This is a genomic window from Geobacter sp. (assembly GCF_030834625.1).
In the GTDB taxonomy this organism is placed as follows: Bacteria; Desulfobacterota; Desulfuromonadia; order Geobacterales; family Geobacteraceae; genus Geobacter.
In genome coordinates this window covers 40224-59395 of record NZ_JAUQXO010000089.1, presented here as the reverse complement: position 1 = coordinate 59395, position 19172 = coordinate 40224, and the positions used below count along the sequence as shown (strand labels likewise).

11 protein-coding genes are annotated in these 19172 nt (G+C 65.2%); 7 read left to right on the top strand and 4 right to left on the bottom strand.

The window, feature by feature from the left end:
* The first annotated feature begins 19 nt into the window (after nucleotides 1–19).
* Nucleotides 20–1945: a SpoIIE family protein phosphatase gene (locus RCH91_RS20630; protein WP_306537234.1), complete on the top strand. Its 1926-nt coding sequence runs from the start codon at nucleotides 20–22 to the stop codon at nucleotides 1943–1945.
* Here the strand turns inward: RCH91_RS20630 and RCH91_RS20625 are convergent.
* Together RCH91_RS20625 and RCH91_RS20620 are read right to left on the bottom strand one after the other, a co-directional pair.
* Nucleotides 1926–3044 carry an HD-GYP domain-containing protein gene (locus RCH91_RS20625; RefSeq protein ID WP_306537232.1) on the bottom strand — a complete coding sequence of 373 codons (1119 nt, stop codon included), beginning with the start codon at nucleotides 3042–3044 and terminating at the stop codon, nucleotides 1926–1928. The two genes, RCH91_RS20630 and RCH91_RS20625, sit on opposite strands and share 20 nt — an antisense overlap.
* The gene (locus RCH91_RS20620; RefSeq protein WP_306537231.1) at nucleotides 3041–5215 is read right to left on the bottom strand and encodes a HEAT repeat domain-containing protein; all 2175 of its coding nucleotides are present in this window, start codon (nucleotides 5213–5215) and stop codon (nucleotides 3041–3043) included. Before RCH91_RS20620 ends, RCH91_RS20625 begins: the two co-directional genes overlap by 4 nt.
* A 159-nt stretch (nucleotides 5216–5374) precedes the next feature.
* Here RCH91_RS20620 and hpnI point away from each other — a divergent pair, with 159 nt between their 5' ends.
* The 4 genes from hpnI (at nucleotide 5375) to RCH91_RS20600 (ending at nucleotide 10503) form a co-directional block, all read left to right on the top strand.
* Nucleotides 5375–6511 carry a bacteriohopanetetrol glucosamine biosynthesis glycosyltransferase HpnI gene (hpnI, locus tag RCH91_RS20615; protein ID WP_306537229.1) on the top strand — a complete coding sequence of 379 codons (1137 nt, stop codon included), beginning with the start codon at nucleotides 5375–5377 and terminating at the stop codon, nucleotides 6509–6511.
* Between the two features lie 230 nt (nucleotides 6512–6741).
* Entirely contained in the window at nucleotides 6742–7374 is a 633-nt protein-coding gene (locus RCH91_RS20610) for an HAD family hydrolase (protein WP_306537227.1), read from the top strand.
* Nucleotides 7371–8321, top strand: a complete 951-nt coding sequence (locus RCH91_RS20605; RefSeq protein ID WP_306537226.1) for a PfkB family carbohydrate kinase — start codon at nucleotides 7371–7373, stop codon at nucleotides 8319–8321. The genes RCH91_RS20610 and RCH91_RS20605 overlap by 4 nt, the downstream gene beginning before the upstream one ends.
* Nucleotides 8302–10503 (top strand): ATP-binding protein, encoded by a 2202-nt coding sequence (locus RCH91_RS20600; protein ID WP_306537224.1) that lies wholly within the window; start codon nucleotides 8302–8304, stop codon nucleotides 10501–10503. Before RCH91_RS20605 ends, RCH91_RS20600 begins: the two co-directional genes overlap by 20 nt.
* A 184-nt stretch (nucleotides 10504–10687) precedes the next feature.
* Here RCH91_RS20600 and RCH91_RS20595 read toward each other — a convergent pair whose 3' ends face one another.
* Nucleotides 10688–14827: a translocation/assembly module TamB domain-containing protein gene (locus RCH91_RS20595; RefSeq protein ID WP_306537222.1), complete on the bottom strand. Its 4140-nt coding sequence runs from the start codon at nucleotides 14825–14827 to the stop codon at nucleotides 10688–10690.
* A complete protein-coding gene (locus RCH91_RS20590) occupies nucleotides 14824–16650 on the bottom strand; it encodes an autotransporter assembly complex family protein (protein ID WP_306537220.1) in 1827 nt (608 codons plus the stop codon). Before RCH91_RS20590 ends, RCH91_RS20595 begins: the two co-directional genes overlap by 4 nt.
* A 287-nt stretch (nucleotides 16651–16937) precedes the next feature.
* Between RCH91_RS20590 and RCH91_RS20585 the strand changes: the two genes are divergently transcribed.
* Together RCH91_RS20585 and RCH91_RS20580 are read left to right on the top strand one after the other, a co-directional pair.
* Nucleotides 16938–18413 carry a capsule assembly Wzi family protein gene (locus tag RCH91_RS20585; RefSeq protein ID WP_306537218.1) on the top strand — a complete coding sequence of 492 codons (1476 nt, stop codon included), beginning with the start codon at nucleotides 16938–16940 and terminating at the stop codon, nucleotides 18411–18413.
* Nucleotides 18391–19167, top strand: coding sequence for a lipopolysaccharide kinase InaA family protein (locus tag RCH91_RS20580; protein WP_306537216.1), 777 nt, complete (start codon nucleotides 18391–18393; stop codon nucleotides 19165–19167). The genes RCH91_RS20585 and RCH91_RS20580 overlap by 23 nt, the downstream gene beginning before the upstream one ends.
* Nucleotides 19168–19172: the final 5 nt, after the last annotated feature.

Genomic DNA, 19172 nt, shown 5'->3' with positions numbered 1-19172 from the left:
CTTTTAATCGAGGCAGCCCATGGCAACCCCCCTCCGCGTTCTGATAATCGAAGATTCCGAAGACGATGCCCTCCTGGTTCTTCGCGAACTCAGCAAGGGTGGGTACGAGCCCGATTACGAGCGGGTTGAAACCGTCGAGGCCATGATGGAGGCGATTGCCGTCAGGTCGTGGGACATCGCCCTCTCCGACTACGTGCTCCCCCGCTTCAGCGGCATGGAAGCCCTAAGAATCTGGCGCCAGAGCGGTTTTGACGGGCCCTTTATCGTCGTCTCCGGAAAGATAGGCGAGGACACGGCCGTTGAGGCCATGAGGGTGGGGGCCAACGACTATTTCATCAAGGGGAACATTTCGCGGCTGGTGCCGGCCATCCAGCGGGAGCTGAAGGAGGTGGAGCTGCGCCGCAAGAAACGGGAGGCGGAGGATGCGCTCCTGACCAGCGAACTCCGCTACCGCCGGCTCGTGGCGGCGGTTACCGACTACATCTATACGGTGGAGATCCGCGACGGGAGCGTTGTGGGGACCTATCACGGTCCCGGCTGCACGGCGGTCACCGGCTATGGCCCCGAGGAGTTCGAGGAGGACCCTTACCTCTGGTACCGGATGATTCACGAAGAGGACAAGCAGCGGGTGACCGAGCAGTCGCGACGGCTCCTGGAGGGTGAGGACATCCCCTCGCTGGAACACCGCATCATCCACAAGGATGGCTCGATCCGCTGGGTCCGCAACACCATCGTTCCCCGTTACGACGAGTTCGGGGTACTCGCGGCCTACGACGGCCTCATTGCCGACATCACCGGCCGCAAGACCGCCGAACTGGAGCTGGGGCTGCGGAGCGCGGCCCTGGATGCGGCCGCCAACGCCATCGTCATCAGCGACCGGGACGGCCGGGTCATCTGGGCGAACCCCGCCTTCACGCTCCTGACCGGCTACAGCCCGGAGGAGATCGTGGGCCGGAGCCTCGGCATACTCAATTCGGGGGTCCATGGCGAGGAGTTCTACCGGGATCTCTGGGAGACGATCCGGGCCGGCAAGGTCTGGCGCGGCGAGATGGTGAACCGCCGCAAGGACGGCTCCCTCTACCCCGAGGAGCAGACCATCACCCCCGTGGTGGACGAGGAGGGGGTGGTCCGGCACTATATCGCCATCAAGGAAGACGTGACCGAACGCAAACGCGCCCAGGAAGCGCTTCTGGAGAACGCCCGCATGGCCTGCGACATGCAGTTTGCCCGGCAGATCCAGCGGGCGCTCCTGCCGGCGGCGCCCCCCGCCGCCACCGGGGTCAACTGCGCCGGACGGTGGGTTCCGGCGGCCCACGTGGGGGGGGACTACTATGACTTCTTCCCCCGGGACGACGGCTCCCTCGACACGGTCATCGCCGACGTCTCGGGCCACAGCGTCGGCGCGGCCCTCATCATGACCGAGGCCCGGAGCGTGATCCGCGCCCAGGCCCGTTCCGGCGGCTCCCCTGCCGCCATCGTCGGTTCCCTCAACGAAACCCTCTACGACGACCTCACCCGGGCCGAGCTCTTCATCACCATGTTCTATGCCTCCTACCGGCCGGCATCCCGCATCCTCACCTACGCCAGCGCGGGGCACAACCCGCCGCTTCTCTACCGGCGTGCCGAGGGGGGGTGCCAGGAGCTTGATGCGGATGGGCTTATCCTCGGGGTAAGGCCCCAGGTGACGTTCGAGGAGCGGGAGGTGCGGCTGGAGCCGGGTGATCTCCTTTTCCTCTACACCGACGGGATCACCGAGTCAGACAACGGCAGCGGGGAATTATTCGGGGTGGGACGACTCTGCTCCATCCTGGCCTCCCGCCATGGGGAGGAGCCCGAGGCTGTCATCAATGCCGTGCTGGCGGAGTTGGCCTCCTTTACCGGCGGCCGGCCGCCGGCTGACGACATCTGCATGGTGGCGGTTAAAATCACGCCATCATCCGGCTGAGGATCAGGAGGAAGTTGCGGGTGAGGAGGGGGTGTAACTCCCGGCCACGCCGGTCCAGCAGCATGCCGGCTATCTGGCGCAGCTCCATGGAGTCGCAGTAGGACCGGCGGGTGCGCAGCGCGTCGAAGAAGTCCGAGATGGAAGTCATTTCGCTGGCGAGGCTCTGCCTCCAGCCGGGGGGAACGGCGGGGTAGCCGGAGAAGTCGTGCTTCATGTGGTGCTCGAAGGTCACCACTGCCGCCAGGTGGGGGATCCCCGGCGTTTCGATGAGGCAGCGGGCGCCCTGGTGGGGGTGGCGGCGCATGATGCGCCACTCGGCGTCGGTAAGCTGTGCCGGCTTGGTGAGAATTTCCCGGGGGACGAACATCTTGCCGATGTCGTGGAGAAGGCCGGCGATGCCGATCTCCTGCAGGAGCGGCCCGTTGATGCCAAGAGACATGGCCTGGGCCAGGTTGAGGATGCAGACGTTGACCGAATGGGCAAAGGTGTATTCGTCCATGTCGCGCAGCGGTGCTAGGGCCATGAGGGGGCGGGCCTGATCCCGCAGGGCGATGATGAACCCCCCCACCATGTCCGCGATGCCCGCCGCATGCAGTTTCCGGTTCCGGGCAACTCCCTCGTAGATTTCCGTTACGCGGGCAACCTCCTCGGCCGTAAAGTCGGCGAGGGGGTCCTCCTCCCCTTCCTTGCCGGCCAGGGAGAAGCGCACCTCCACCCTTCCGAATCGGATATGCACCGTGGAGCGGATCTCTTCTTCCGTCCGTCCTCCGGCAAGGGCTGCCGCCAGGGCAGCCAGTTCCCCGGCCGTTACCCCCCGTAGAAATTTCACGTGCCCAATTCCCCGCGCCCTCATCATTTCCACGAACCGACCCACGTAGAGGCCGGTATCGAGGGGGAAATCCCCTGCCAGAAGCTCATCGCCGATGATGACGAGGGAAATGTCGGGCTCGGCCTCCAGGGCAGCCGTCAGGCTGTCGAGGGCAGCGCCCCGCAGCCGCGACACCTGGGGGTGGTCGAAGGAATAGAGGGCCGCGCTCGACACGGCGGTCACCAGGTGCCGAACGGCGTGGCGAAGCGGTTCGATGGCGGTCCGATTCATGGATGCCTCTCCCCCATGGCCCGCAGGATCTCCCGGGCGGCCTGCTCCACCTCTGGCACCCCGGAGGCGGCCGACTCATGGAGCAGCGGCAGCGCATCCGCCGCCGGGTACCGGGCAAGGGACCGGACGATCTCGGCCTTGAGGCGGACGAGGGAGGCATTGCGCAGGATGCTTCGGGAGCGGAGATGGCGGGCGAGTTCGGGGAGGACCGCCGGGTCGCCGGTCTCGGCCAGGGCCCTTACCACGGCGCAACGGATATCGAGATCGGGGCCGGTAATGGCCCCCCTGTGCAGAAGCCCCAGCAGCCGTTCCCGCACCTGGGGGTTGCGGCTGCGGTCGGAGAGCTGGATGGCGGTCAGAAGCGATTCCCGTTTGCGGCTCCCGAGCTCCCACAGGAGCATCCGCTCCCCTTCCGGGTCGCGAAAGTGGACCAGGGTCCTCAGGGTTTCCTGTCTCACCCGGTGATGGGGGTGGTCCAGGAGCGGGCGCAGGGGCTGCACTACGACCGGATCGTTGAGCCCCCGGAGAATTGCCACGAGGTTGCGGACGTAGAACCAGCGGTTGTCGCCCAGCCTTGCCACGGCTTCGTCCCGGGCCGCGTGCCCCATCCCCAGGAGGCACTCCATGTAGTAGCGCCTGAGCGACATGCTCTCCTCCCCGGCCAGACGGTCCAGGAGCGGCGCCACGCACGGCGTCCCCACGCGTGCGATGACGGCGCGGATGTCGTCGTAGCGTTCCTTTCCCCACACGGCGGGGGCATTGGTGAGGGAAGCCATGAAGGCCGGGGTGTCGACCACCGTCAGGATCCTCTGCTGGAGCGGTGTCGACACCATTTCCCCGGGGAGGGGAAGGTGGTCGCAGATTTCCCTGAGGGCCGTGAAATCCCCCACCTCCAGATAGTACGCGCAGAGTTCACCGAGGCTCTCCCCCATGTCGTCTGCTCCGTTCTCGTCGGGGGCCGATTCCAGGATATGGAGGATGATGGCGCCCACCTTCGCCCCCTGGTTTTCCGCCACCATCAGTTCCTTCAGCTCCCCCGACTCGGCGAGCCCCGAGGCGATCTTCCCGGCGGCCACGATCTGCTCCAGGTTCCCCTGGTAGACCTCAGGCACGTAGGGGGCGAAGTTTCCCTCCCGGAAAATGGTGCCCAGTTTCTGTCCCACCCTGGCGGCCTCTGCCCGGGAGAGAGGGGTGTCCCCCCAGTCGGTTCCCTGGGAGGAGACGCCGAGCCTCTGGCAGAGGCTCAGGATGATCGGGGGGACGGCGGCCTTGCGGTCGTTCAGTTCCGCAAGGGTGTCGAGGATGATTTCGTTGCCGACGGACGATAGGACCTGCCGGGCCGCCTCCGGGCGCTGGGCAAGGGTCCTGAAGGCGTTGCCGAGGAACTGCCGGCGCAGATCCGGGTTGAGCCGCTCCACCAGAGCGGCGAACCGATCGGCGTACTCCCGGCCCGGTCGTCCCTCGGCGGACTCCCGTTCCATGCGGCGCATGAAGGCGGTGATCACCGCTTCGTAGCTCCTGTCCGGGCGGTCCTGGCCGTTGGTGAAGTGGCCGTTCAGCAGCCGGGCAAGGATGAGCGGGTCCATGGGGGGATGCTTTCGGGTCGCATCGCCGAAGGGGTCGAGGGTGCCGTCCAGGAGGCCCCGGACGAACTGCTCCCAGTGGGAGGACGGACCACCGCTCCCCTCCGGCAGGCCCGCAAGCCGCTCCTCCTCGGTGATCCGGAACAGGTCATAGTCGACCCCACGCACCTCCAGGCGGGAAAGCCCCTGCGTTGCGGCGACCGCCTCGATCCCGCCGCGTGCACCGATCTCTTCGCGACTGCGGGAGAGAATCGCACAGAAACGGAGGAGTTCCTCCGCCTCCAGGTACCGGTGGCAGGTGAGGGAGACGATCCCCCGGTCGGAGAGGACCCGGGCGAAATCGCGATAGACGGGATTCTTGCGGTCGAGGGTGAAGTCACCGAACAGGATCGTGTTGCGGGCAATACCGAGGGTCACGCTTTCGGTGCCGTCCAGGAGCCGGTCCAGAACCCGCGCCACCTTGTGGGCCGCGTCCCGGGTGACCGGGTGGCCCGCAGGGTAGGTGGTCACGTGGCGACGGAGGATGTTCATCTCGATGACCAGCGTCGAGATCATCTCCATGTTGATGTGAGTGTGGGTTGATTGCACAGGGCTGTTTCCATTGCGTGAATTGCCTGGTCCGATAGTAGTCCACTGAGGCCTGTTTTCGCAAGGGCCATGCCCCGATGAGGGCGAAATTTGCGTTGCAATGGCCTCGCGAACGGGGCTAAATAGGCTCAAGAACAATCCCGTGAGGTCTCCCCCGTCATGCTTGCCACCGTGTTCCCGTTCATCTGTGTCCTCCCGCCCCTTGCCTACGGACTCATGGCCCTGGCCTGTGCCCGGTCGTACTTCGGCCGCAGGCGCCCCGCACCGGGGCACACGCCCCCCATCTCGATCCTCAAGCCGGTCAAGGGGATGGACGCCGGGAGTTTCGACAACTTCGCCTCCTTCTGCCGCCAGGAGTATCCCGCCCCCTGGCAGATCGTCTTTGCCGTCGCCGATGCCGCCGACCCGGTGATTCCCGTCATCCGGCGGCTCATGGCGGAGTTTCCCGCCAGAGACATGGAACTGGTGGTGGATGCCACCCTCCACGGCCCCAACCACAAGGTTTCGAACCTGATCAACGTCTTCCCCAGGGCGAAGCACGATCTCATCATCGTCTGCGACAGCGACATCCGGGTTTCCCCCGACTACCTCCGGGAGGTGGCGGCCCCCTTTGCGGACCCGCAGGTGGGGCTTGTCACCTCCCTCTACCGCAGTTCCGGCGTGCGGGGCGCGTCCACGGCCCTGGAGGCCATGGGATTCACCGTGGAGATGATCCCCAACGTCATGGTGGCCATGAAGCTGGAGGGGCTCTCCTTTGCCCTGGGTACGTCCATGGCGGTTCGGCGTGAGGCCCTGGTGGGGATCGGCGGATTCGAGGCCCTGGCGGATTATCTGGCCGACGATTACCAGCTCGGCAACATGGTCCACCGGGCGGGGTGGCGGCTGGAACTATCCGACTGCTTCGTGGAGAGCGTCATGCACCGGGAGGATCTGGCCACGGTCCTCTCCCGCCAGCTCCGCTGGTCACGCACCATGAGGGTTTCGCGTCCCGGCGGCTACCTCGGTTCCGGCATCACTCAGCCTTTTCCCCTGGCGTGCCTCGCGCTGGCCGCTTCCGGATTTTCCGGCGCCGGGTGGGGGGCTGTCTTCCTCCTCTACCTGGTCCGCGCCGCCGTGGTCCTGATCTTCAGCCGGAGCTACGTGAAGGACGGCATCTTCCCCCGCTGGCTCTGGCTCCTCCCACTGCGGGACGCTCTCGCCTTCGCCACGTGGGCCCTGTCGTTCGCGGGGGACCGCGTCCACTGGCGGGGCAACCTGTTCCGGCTCCTTCCCGGCGGCAGGATCGTGGAAATCTGAACCACCCTACGCGTAGATCATCTTCCTGGTTATCCCCCCGTCCACCATGAATTTGCGTCGGCGACGAAGCCTGCCTCCGGTGACAACGGCACCTTTCCCTTGAACGGCATGGCTTCCTCCTTCCCGGCACAGATTGTGCTAAATTATACCTGTTTTCCGCCTTCTTTTTTCATGCCGTTGTTTGTTACTATGGATTGGTAGAGCGCCAGGTGGTGCTGGAAGGAGAGACGATGGAGCATCGCACGTGCATCGCCAGTGTTGCGGAGATAATGACGCGGCCCCACTGGGTTTTTGACCTGGATGGCACCCTGACTGTGCCGGTGCATGATTTTGCGGCCATCCGGGCCGACCTCGGCATCCCTGACGGGGCCGACATCCTGGGGCACATCGATTCACTTCCCGAGAGTGACTCACGGCGGCTCCACCGCAGGCTCGACGAGATCGAGGATGAGCTGGCGGCCCGGGCCGAGCCGGCGGCAGGTGCGGTGCGGCTCGTGGAGACGCTCCACCGGCGGGGGAAAAGCCTCGGCATCGTCACCCGCAACACCAAGGGGATCGCCTTGCGGGTGCTGGAAACCATCGGTGTCGGGGGGCGCTTTGCGCCGGACTATGTCCTGGGGCGCCACGATGCCCTGCCGAAACCGGACCCCCACGGCCTTGCCATCCTCTCCACCCGGTGGGGGGCCACGGGCGGGTCGATGGTGATGGTGGGGGATTACCTCTTCGATCTCCAGAGCGGCCGGGCCTCCGGCGCCGCCACCGTCCATGTGGACCGGAGCCGCAGCTTCCGCTGGCCGGAGCTGACCGACATCGCCGTGGAAAGCCTGGAGGAGTTGGCGGAGCTCGTGCGGAGCGCGGGATGACCGTTTCCGGGCTGGGGCAGTGCTGCTGGGATACCCTCGCGGTGGTGGATGCCTACCCGTCCCCCGACAGCAAGGCAGAAGCCGTAGCCTGGGAGGAGCAGGCCGGCGGACCCACTGCCACGGCGCTGGTGGCCCTGGCGCGGCTCGGGGTTGCCTGCCGCTTCGCAGGGGTGGTGGGGGATGACGACGCCGGCAGGCGAATCCGCCAGGCCCTCGACTCCGAAGGGGTGGACGGAGCCTTTCTGGTCGCCAGGCGCGGAGGAGAATCCCAGCGGGCATTCATCATGATCGAGCGAGGGAGCGGCCGACGGACCATCGTCTGGCGGCGTCCCGCCGGCGAGCCGCTTGAGCCCCGAGAGGTGCCGGATGCCTTCCTTGCCGGAAGTTCCCTCCTTCTCCTGGACGGGCTCATGGCCGACGCGTCGCTCCATGCCGCCCGCAGGGCGCGGCGCTCCGGCATCCCGGTCATGGTGGATGCGGGGCGGATGAGGCCTGGCATGCTCGACATCGCCCGGCAGTGCGATTACGTGGTGGCTGCGGAGCAGTTCTTCCTCGACCTGGGGTGGGATCGCACGTCGGGGCATTTCAGGGCGCTCTCCGCCGGTCTCGGCGCGCCGGTGGTCACCGTGACCCTCGGCGCCGGGGGGAGCCTCACCTGGGAGGGGGGGGAGCCGTTCATTGTCCCCGCCTTTGGGGTGGAAGCGGTGGACACCACCGGGGCAGGCGACGTCTTCCACGGCGGCTACGGCTACGGCATTCTCCAGGGGTGGCGCGTGCGGGAGACGGTCATCTTCGCGTCGGCCCTGGCGGCCATGAAGTGCCGTCAAGTGGGGGCTCAACGGGGAATACCTCGTTTCCCCGAGGTGGCCGCCTTCCTGGCGCGGCGGAATATAGCGGTGCCACCGAACTCAACGGCAGGGGCAATTCATGACGCAGTTCAGTCTTAAATCCCGCATGGCTCTTGGGGTTGCCCTCCTGTTCCTCTGCTTCGGCTCGGTGACCGGTTTTTTTGCCCTCGCCTATTTCCAGCAGAAATTCAAGGAAAGCATTTTCACCCACCAGGAGTCGCTCCTCTCTTCCCTTGCCAGTGACCTGGACAACAAACTCCTCTTTGCCCAGAAATCGCTTCAGGCATTTGCCCCAAAACTGACGCAGGAGGTGCTCGGGAATGAGGAGACGCTCCAGCGGGCCCTTGACGACAAGACCACCCTGCATCTGCTGTTCGATGCCCTTTTCGTTTTCTCTCCCGAGGGGAAGCTGCTCATTGAAAGTCCCCCAAAGCTCGAAATCCGGGGTAATGATTATTCCTTCCGGGACTATTTCAAGAAGACAGTTGCGACCGGAAAGCCCCAGATCAGCACCCCTTACGTTTCCACCTATTCCCCGGGCCATCCGGCGGTCATGCTGACGTTTCCGCTGTTCGACGCCAGCGGCCGCATGACCGCCATCCTGGCCGGCCATATCGATCTGCTGAAAGAGAATTTCCTGACGGACCTCGGGCGCGTGTCCATCGGCAAGAGCGGCTATGCGGTATTGGCCGACGGGAACCGGACACGGCTCATACACCCGGACACGTCGCTCATCATGAAGCAGGTCCAGGCGGGGCTCAATCCGCTCTTCGACCGGGCAGTAGCCGGTTTCGAGGGGAGCGGAGAGACAATGAACACCAGGGGGGTTCCGGTCCTTGCTTCCTACAGGCACCTTCATGCCGTCGACTGGATTCTGGGGACAATCTATCCCCTTGACGAGGCCTATGCCTCCCTCTATCGGGCGAGGGCGTATTTCGTGAGCGCCATGGTGCTGGGGCTCATCCTGATGCTCCTGGTGAGCTGGTATGCCATGCATCGCCTGATTGCACCCCTCTCCCGCCTCACCGGGCATATCAAGGCACTGACTGCCGGGTCCGAGGGGCAGGAGCCGGTGCCGGTGGAGTCCCGCGACGAGATCGGCACCCTTGCCACCGCCTTCAACACCATGATGGGCGCTCTCAGGGAAAAGCAGGAATCGTTGCGTACCGCCGTTACGCGGGCGGAGGATGAGCGGGAAAAGGCCGACGCCATCATCGCTGCCCTTGGTGAGGGTCTCAGTATCCAGGACCGGAACTTCCGGGTCCTGTACCAGAACGACGAACACCAGAGGATGACCGGCGGCAACCATGTGGGGAAATTATGCTACGAGGTCTACCGCAAATACGACCACGCCTGCGATGACTGTCCCGTGGTCCGCTGCTTCGCGGACGGCAAGGTCCACACGCAGGAGCGCAGGAACCTTCCGGGGCGCCCGGCAGAGTTTGTGGAGATTTCCGCCTCACCGCTGCGGGATGCCAGCGGCGAGATCGTTGCCGGCATAGAGCTTGTCAGGGACGTCACCGCGCGCAAGAAGACAGAGGAGCAGATCCAGCGGCTCAATGTGGAACTGGAGCAGCGGGTGGGTGAGCGGACCGAGGAGCTGCAGCAATCGGTGAGGGAGATGGAGACCTTCTGCTATACGGTGTCCCACGATCTCCGCACCCCCTTGAGGGGGATCCACGGGTTCAGCTCGATACTCCAGGAGGATTACGCCGAGCGGCTCGACGAGAGCGGCAGGGAATGCATCCAGCGGATCGCCGGCGCCGCCAACCGCATGGGTGAGCTGATCGACGATCTGCTGGAGCTGTCCCGCGTGAACCGGGACGAACTGCGCCGGGTCCCGGTGGATCTGACCACCCTGGTCCGGGAGATTGCCGACGACCTGACCCGGAGCCACCCTGAGCGAAAGGTGGAGTTCGTCATCGAGCCGGGACTCCGGGCAACCGGCGATCCGTCCCTGCTGGGGGCTGCCCTGTCGAACATCATCCATAATGCGTGGAAGTTCACCTCCCGCAATCCCGCTGCCCGCATCGAGGTGGGTTCCCGCGCCGAAGGGGGCGAGCAGATCTTTTTCGTGGGGGACAACGGGGTGGGGTTCGACATGGAGTACGCGGACAAACTCTTCCTCCCCTTCCATCGCCTCCACGCGGCCGAGGGTTACGAGGGGACCGGCATCGGCCTGGCCACGGTCCAGCGGATCATCGAGCGCCACGGTGGGCGGGTCTGGGCCGAGAGCGAGCCGGGGAAGGGTGCAACGTTCTTCTTTACCGTTGCGGGTTGACGCTGAGCAGGCCCTTTGCAGGCTAGTGCTTGTAAACCTTACATCATCGCTTAACTAAAGAGTTCCCTCCCCCCTGGCGGGGGAGGGTTAGGGTGGGGGGGAAGTTGCCATTACAACTCAACAGTTTGTACCTTCACCCACCCCCTAACCCCCTCCCGTCAAGGGAGGGGGGGACTACAGGGTACTAGTCGAAGTCGATCCGGTAGGTAATGTCCGCCCCCAGCTCGGCGCCGGCCTGGGTTTCGATCTCCAGCCGCTTCGTAAGCCGGTAGCGCAGGACCACCTGGTTCCGCTCGCTGAAGAGTGACCTCCCGTAGCTCAGGTAGAGATCGGGAGTCAGATATTTCCCCACCGTGACCATCGTTTCGCCGATCCCCGCCGTTGCCGCCGTCGACGCAGCATCGCCGGGGGTGACGTCAATCTTCCGGTACCCCCCGTAGGACGTCCCTTTCGCCGCGGAGACGTCGAGCACGTCAATTCCCACCCGCTGTTTCAACTGATCCTGAAGGGACACCGACTGTCCCGCCGACAGGAGCGCTCCCGCCGCCTGCATCAGGAGGCTGGTCTCTCCCTGCCCCGCACTCAGGGGGCGGCCCAGGACAATGTAGGAGAGGATCTCCGTGTCGGGCATTGCCGGCTCCGAGTAAAGCTTGACTACCGGCTGGTCCGGGGTTCCGCTCACCGTCACCCCTGCCTTCACGTCCCCTTCGGTGCGCAATGCCAGAAAATCGAGTGTTGGCCGGTTGATGGGCCCCCCTGCGTAGAACACCCTTCCCCGCACGATCTCCAGCTTCACCCCGTAGGTGCTGTAGTACCCCTTGATTACCCTGATGGCGCCGGTGCTCGTGACCCTGTCGGGGCCGAGGATCGCCAGGTCCACGTTCCCTCCGAGCTGGGCGTCGATTCCCGCCGTCTTGACGATCACCCGGTCGCCGAGCGTCACCCCGACCCGGATGTCGAGGGCCAGGGGAAACTGAGTCTCGACGGGAGGAGGCGCACCCTCGAGAATTACGTCGGGGCTCGCCTGGGAGGGGCCGCCGGTTCCCGCCGCGGTGACCAGGAGCTCGGGGACGAGGAGCTGGCCCCGGACCGCCACCTTGGCGGGAGTCCCCTCGAAGGTGAGCTTCGGGGTGGCAAGCATCTGGAGCTCGGGGACGTTGACTGTCTGGAACCGTTCGCCGGTCACGGTGCCCCGGTAATGGGCAACACGCCACTGGTCGAGCGTGATCACGGCGGTGGCGGTGAGAGATCCGGGGCCCGACGTGGCCCTGAGGGATTCAATGGTAATCTCGTTGCCGGCGAGCCGGCCGTTCATGGCAACCCCGTCGAGGCGGATGCCCGCCGGGGGGAGGTAGGCGCCGGCATCGGCCAGGGCGAAGGTGCCGCCGAGCCGGGGCGTCTGCCACGTGCCGTCGAGGGCGAGATCGAGCCGGAGCGAGCCGTGGCTTTCCTGGACGAGCCCCGGGAAGAGGGCGGTGAGAATCCCCTGTTCGCGGAACTCTCCCGCCAGGGTGGCGCGGAGCGGCCCCTGGGGGGAGAGGGTTGTCGGGAGCCGGGCGGGGAGGGGGAGCTGGAAGGTTCCCTTGGCCTGCCCGTATTCGGCGAGGGTCAGGGAGAGAGTGCCCGCCAGGGCAGTGTCGCGCCAGCTCCAGGAGGTGTCGGCCTGCCGCAGCCGGGCCGTGTACTCTCGCTCCCCGTCGTGCCAGCGGACGCTTCCCTGGCCGATGGCCGCCGTTCCCCGGGCATCGATGCGGGCGTCAGGAAGGAGGCTCCCCGCAGCCTCACCGGCGAGGCGTCCCGTAAGGGTGAGGGTTTCAGGGAGCCACGGGCGGGCCAGGGCCAGATCGAGCCCCTGCCACGAGGCGGTGAACTCTCCCCGGTCGGGGATGGCGAGGCGGGCCGGGCCGCGGGAGGAGAAGCGGGCCTGCAGCGTCCCTCCGCCGGCACTTCCCAGGTCGAGCCGCGCCTCCATCCCTTCCGGCCCCCCCTGGAGGGCGAGGGACAGTTTCGGGACAGCAATCTCCTGGCCCCCTGCCGTAACCGCAGCCTGGGCCGCGGCGCTGCCGGTGAATGCCAGCCGGTCATCGGCCTGGGGCCGGGCGCCTGCCGCGAGCCCCCCACGCCAGGTGACGGAAAACTCCGCACGGGCGCCGGATGCGGTCATCCCTCCTTCGGCTCCGGTCCACCGGAAGGCGCCCGAGGCGAGGCTTCCGCGCCCCGCGAGGTCCATGCGGTCACCCGGCAGAAGGTGTGCCGTCGCGTTCCCCGAGAGACGTCCCGCAAGATGAAACTCCCGGGGGAGCCAGGGGGCTGCGTGGGCCAGGTCCAGCTCCTGCCAGGTGCCCCGGACGGTTCCCTGCAGCGTGTCGCGGGCCAGATTCGCCGCCAGTTCCAGCCGCTCGCCTCCGGTGCCGGCAAGAACGAGGGGGGAAAGAGTAATGGCGTTGGGGGTGACGGCCAGCTCTGCCGGGGCGATCAGGCGCAACGGCCCCACGGGGTCGTTGGCCGTGAGGCGGGTGATCCGCCCCCGCCAGCTGCCGTCGGCGTAGCCGCCGGCGAGGGTTGCGGCAGCGGAGTGCGCGCCGGAGCGAAGCTCCCCGTCAATGGTGTGCCGGGGGAGGGTGCCGGTGGCGGAGATGGTGGCGGTGTCGGCCCGGAACTGTCCGGCGGCGACCCCCGCCAGGCGGACGCGGGCGTTGAGGGTCCCCGTTGCATCATTGGCGAGGCTTGCCGTGAACTCCGTGGAGGCAATGGCCGTGTCGCCGGTGCCCAGCTCCTTCCCGGTGCCTGCGATACTTCCGCCCAGCCGGTCATTGTGGTAGCGGGTCCATCCTTCGAGGGCGAGGCGTCCGCGGGTGTCGGGGACGAGCGCCCCCAGGTCGGTGACGGCGGCTTTGAAGCTGATCCTCTCCTGGAGCGCACCGTGGGCGTCCAGGTCGAACCCCCTGCCGTGGAGGGCCAGCTGGTTGATCTGCAGGTCGTTGCCGTCGGAGCGGGCGTCCAGGGCGCCGGTGAGGGGGTGCCCCCGCAGGCGGCTCTCCCGCAGGGTGAGATTCACCCCCCCCGTGGGAAGAAGGGTGCCGGTCCAGCGGGCGTCCCCGGTGAGGTCCAGGTTCACCGCGCCGTTCCAGTCGGGGGTGATCCGCCCCGGGTCGAGGCCTCGCCCCTGCAGGGAGCCGGCAAGGGCGAACCCTTTGCTCCACCCCAGGTTCAGTGCCCCGTTTACTCGCCCACCCAGGAGGTCCCCGGCCAGGGAGGAGAGCGCCATTCCCCTGTCGGTACCTGCCAGGGTAGCGGCCAGCCGTGCGGCCCGCCACCCTTTGCCGGTATTGGCCAGGTCGAAGTGCCCCCGGTAGTCCCGCCAGGTTCCGGCGAGGACCACGGTGCCGGAGAGGTCCGTGGCGGTCTCCGTCTCCGGGGCCAGGTCGAGGGAGTCGAGTCTGGCCCGCAGGTCTGCCACGGGGTCGCCGGCCGTGAGGGTGATGGTTCCGTCGGCGGTGACGGTGCCGCGCCTCCCCGCTTCGGCGAGGCGGACAGCGCGGAGGGTGAACCCCGTGCGGGTCATTCCCACCTCTCCTGTCAGCGTTGCGGACCGCTTTTCCCCCCCTGAGGCGGTGAGGGAGAGGGGGCCCGCCATCTGCTCGGGGGAACGGGCCGGCGTCAGCCGTGTCGCCAGGGTGAAGTGATGGAACCCGGCGACCGCGTCAGCCATGGCAGCGGTGAGGTCGGCCCGGATGACCGGCCGTTCGAAGCCCGCCACCACGTGGCCGGTTATGGTGCCGGTCGGGCTTTTTACGGATAGTCTGCCGACCGTAAGGGTCCGGTCGTGCCAGGTGACTATGGCGGACAGGTTCCCCAGATCCTGGGTCGGCCCTGTCCGGCTCCGGTAGCGGAGCCCAGTGATCCCCAGGGTGTCCACGTAGCCGTCGATGCGGGCCGCGATGCCGGTGACGGTGGGCCAGGCAAGGTCCGGGGCGGTGATGCTCGGGGGGGCGTTGTCCTGGATCATGACCCGGTCCAGGGAGAGCTCCGCCACCGCCACGATTCCGGAGAGGAGGAGAAGGGGCTGCCACCGGAGCCGGAGCCGTTCCGCCTCCAGATACCCCTCGGACCATGTCAGGCGGACTCCCCCGAGGCGCAGATCCCTCCCCGCGCTCCCCTCAACCGTATGTGCGGTGATCGTGAGGGGGGTGAAGCGCGACACTGCCGACAGAAGCCGACGGGCCCCCTCCGGCGTCCCCAGGAGCCAGCGGCCGGCGACGACCCCGGCGACCACGGCGGCCAGGAGCAGAATCATGAGAAGATAGGCAATGGCCCGTTTCACAGCTCAAACCCTATGGTGAGGTGGACGCGGATTGCCGGATCGTCCTCGTTGATCTGCCGGGCCACGTAGAGGTTGATGGCTCCCACCAGGGTATAGTAGTGGATGCCGAACCCCGCGCCCTGGTAGAGGTGGATTTTTGCCAGGTCGTTGAAGGCGTTCCCCGCGTCGTAGAAGAGAGAAACCCCCCAGTTGGTGAAGAGGGCTCGCCGGAGTTCCACGCTCCCCTCCAGAAGGTTCCGGCCACCGACCACATCCCCCGAGTCGTCCCGGGGGCCGAGGGATTTGTAGGAATAGCCCCTCACGCTCCGGTCGCCACCGGCGAAGAACCGCAGCGACACCGGCAGATCTGCCAGGGGATCGTTGAGGAAGGTGAGGCCTCCGGCGACCCGGGTGAGGAGGGAGAGGCGCCACGGCAGCGGAACGATGGCACTCCCCTCGGCCCGCAGCTGGATGAGCCCCGTATCGGACCCCAGAAGCTGGTGGGTGCCGCTTCCCTCCACCATGAAGCGGTACCCCCGGGTGGGGCGGACCAGATTGTCGAAACGGTGCTCTGAGTAGCGAAGGCCGGGGAGGACCAGTAGGGAGCTGGAGTCTTCGTCGCCCACGGTGAAGCTCTCCTGATGGACCCTCAGGAAGGCGGTGCCGAGCTTTCCCCTCCCCATGCTCCGGTTCACGCTTCCTTCAAGGGCCACCAGGCGGCTGACGTAGGTGCTCACATCCTCCCGCTGGAGGTTGAGCTGCAGCGCGGAGTAGGTCCTGGTGTCCCGGGGGGAGGGGATCACGTAGCTGGCAGCGATCCCCTGGAGGCGCTCCGAGAGGTAGAGTTGGGAGTGGAACTCGTGGCCCAGGTCCAGGACGTTCAGGTGGCGATAGGTGAGGGAGCCCCGTACGCCGGTGTCGGTGCCGTAGCCGATCCCTGGCCGCAGTCGCTGGGTCGGGCCGGGCTTGAGGGTGATGGTCACCGGCACCCGGTTGTCGAGGGCCCGCTCCCGATCGGGGGTGATGATCACCTCGGTGAAACGCTCGGTGTTGGCGAAGTTGAGCTGGGTTTCACCCATCTTTGAGTAGGAGAAGGGGCGGCCCGGGGTGATGGTGACGTGGCGACGGAGAAAGGCGTCGGGATAGCGGGGCGCCCCGGTGATGGTGACATCGCCGAAGCGGTAGAGGGGACCCGTGTCGAGGACGAGCCTGATGCGGGCCTCGGTCCGGTCGGGGTTAATGCGGATCTCGCGGGTTGTGAAATCTGCGTCCAGGTAACCGAGGGCCTGGGCCTTGGACCGGAGGACCCCCTTGGCCTCCTCGTAGTCAGGCTGGATGAGGATGTTGCCGGTCTGGAGCGGGAATTGGCCGGCAAGCTCCGTCAGGGTCGTGTTGGTGTCCCCTGCGCCGGTCAGGGTCACCTGCACCTCGGCAATCGTCACGGGCTTGCCGGGGTCGATGGTGGCCCTGAGGAGGTAGTTCCCTTCGGCGGGTTCCTCCAGGGAAGTGGTGACCCGCGCCCGGTAGTAGCCGTAAGGCTCCAGGGCCCCCTTCACCCGCTCCTGGGCTTGGCCCGCGAAGCGCTCCAGCCACTGGCTGTCGATCTTCCCGTCCCGCACGAGGCCGTGGGGAAGGGCGAGGGCCTTCTCCACGTTTTGCAGAGCCTCTCCCTCCACCCCTTCCACCACCACTTCCACCGGTTCCTCGGCACGGAGGGGGGCCGCGCCTCCGAACAGAAGCCAGAGGAGCACTGCAGCCACCAGCCCCTGCCGGATGAGGAGCGGCCAGAGGGGGATTTGCCGGGAGGGGGTTGTTGAGGCGTGGAGGGGGGGGTAAATTGCCATCTTTGTCCTGTTCCGGGTGATTGCTTCTGATACCATGGCGGTTTCAGTGGACAAGTGTATCGGGTGATGGCTGGAAAGGCAATGCCGGCATTTCCCCGTGAGAAGGGAGCACGCAGCTCTTGACAACGGCTTTTGTCCCGTTCATGGTCAGGGCATCATCGGAAGGAGGACTCTACCCGAAATTCCTCCTGCCCCCCAAGCACTCTTCCTTGCTTGAATTAATTAATGTTATGGGTATACTCGGATGAATTTTTTCGCGTGTAAATCCTACAGAAGGAGAAACGATAATGCTTTTGAGATATGCAATAGTCACCTTCGCCATAGTAGCCATTGTTCCATCCGCTCTGGCTTCAACCTATGTCGATGTTGGTGATGATATTTATTACACCCTTTCCCGCCTGGAGGCGGAAGGAATTTTGAAGAGTGGGGCACTGACGACAAAACCCCTGAGCCGCAAGGAAATTACTCGTCTCCTGCAGGAAGCCGAGGGCTATTCCGGAAGAAAAAGCGAGGTGGTTCAACCTCTGATCGATACATTGAAAGAGAGGTTCAGGGATGATCTTGACGATAAGCAATTCGTTAAACCAGCAGATAACATCTATGGCAAATTTTCATACTCCGATTCGGATATTCAGGTTCTGGACTACAACAACGATGGTGACCGGTTCGAAAAAGGGGCCAATGTACGACTCGGTTTTGCATCACGGGCAGAATTCGACTGGCTCGCCCTCTATCTTAATCCGGAATTCAGGTATTCAGATGACACTACGGAACTCATCGCACTCAAAGCCTACGGGGTTCTCCACGCACTGGGGCTGGATCTGATTGCTGGCAAGGATTCGCAGTGGTGGGGCCCGGGGTATCACGGATCGCTTCTTCTCTCTAACCACCCGGAACCGCTGAAGATGGTGAAGCTCACCAATCCGCAGCCCGTCCTTCTTCCTTGGGTGTTCGAGTATCTTGGCCCAGTTCAATTTGCCTTCTTCGTCTCCCAACTGGAGGATAATCCGAAGGGAGTGGCGGGGAGGGTACCCGTTTCTGAGCCGTATTTGTGGGGGATGCGCCTCACCCTGAAACCCCACCCCTTCCTTGAGATCGGGCTGGGGAGGACCGCCCTCCTGGGTGGAGAGGGACGGCGGGCGGACCTGGAGACATGGCTGAAGAGCTTTAGCGGAGAAGGGGAAAACGACCCGAGCGAATCGGGAGATCAGCGGGCGGGATATGATGTAAAACTGACCCTTCCCTTCCCCTGGCAGCCAGTCCAAATGTACATGGAGGCAGCAGGTGAGGATGAGGCCGGGGGCCTGCCATACAAGTGGGCTTACCTGGCCGGGATCTATCTGCCGAGAGTGGCGGGCCTTGAGCGGGTCGACCTGCGCGCCGAATTCGCCACCAACCACGTAAGCGGATCCCCGAACGTCTGGTATAACCACCACATTTACGGGCAGGGCTATACCTACAAAGGAAGAATCATCGGCCATCACATGGGGACCGATTCGCGGGACGTCTTTGTCGAGGCATCGTATCTTATTCCGGAACGATCCGGGCGGATTTCCCTTTTTTATGACCGGGAGGAGCACAACCTTTCCGGGAGTGTCCGGGAGAAAAAGGATGAGTTCGGTTTGAATGCCGGGATAAGACTGACGAAGGAGTTAGAGCTGAAGGCATCGTATGAGTATGGAAGGGTCAAAAACCTGGGGAATATCGCCGGTGATGACAGAGAGATAAACAGGATCGCCAGTGAGATTACGTATAGATTCTGACGTCCGCAATTGGCACCGGGAGGCGCGGCAGGCACTTGGCAGCAATGCCAGATTCGTTCGGGAAGAGCGCCAAGGCCTTCTAATCCTGCGGCAGCGTACCCCCGCCGCCGAGGCCGCTCTGGCGTTCTTGCTCCCCGACCCTGACCAGGCCTTCGATCATTCTCACATTCTCAAGCCCGGCAGCCGCTCCCATGTCGGAGTGGTGGAGATTGCCGGCGTCAGGTATGTGCTTAAGCGTTACAATTGCCGAGGCTGGGGTTACCGTATCGGCAACGCCTTCCGCCGCTCCAGAGCTGTGCGCACCTGGCTGGCTACCTGGCAGTACCTTGTTCGCGGTATCCCCGTTCCTGAACCCCTTCTATGTCTCGAGGAGCGTCGTTTTCGGCTTTTGGGGCGCTCCTACATCCTCATGGAGTTTGTCGAGAACGCCGTCTCCCTGCTGGAACGCTGGAAGCAACTGACTGACACGGAGAAGGTTCGTTTCGGAGAGTTCTTCGGTACCCTGCTGGGCACGATGCACCGGGTTGGGATGCTCCACGGTGATTTGAAATGGAACAACATCATGGTGACAAACGAGCCAACTTTGGAAACCGTCCGCTTGGTCGACCTTGACGGTAGCGCTGCTTCTGGCGGCTGTAATTTCCCACGCGCGCGAAAGGATTTGAATCGCTTCCTCAAGGACCTGGACCGGGAAGAGGGGAGCGTTCCTCTGCGCAACCGCGTGATCGAAGCATGGCAGAAGGCTGTAATTTGAATGGG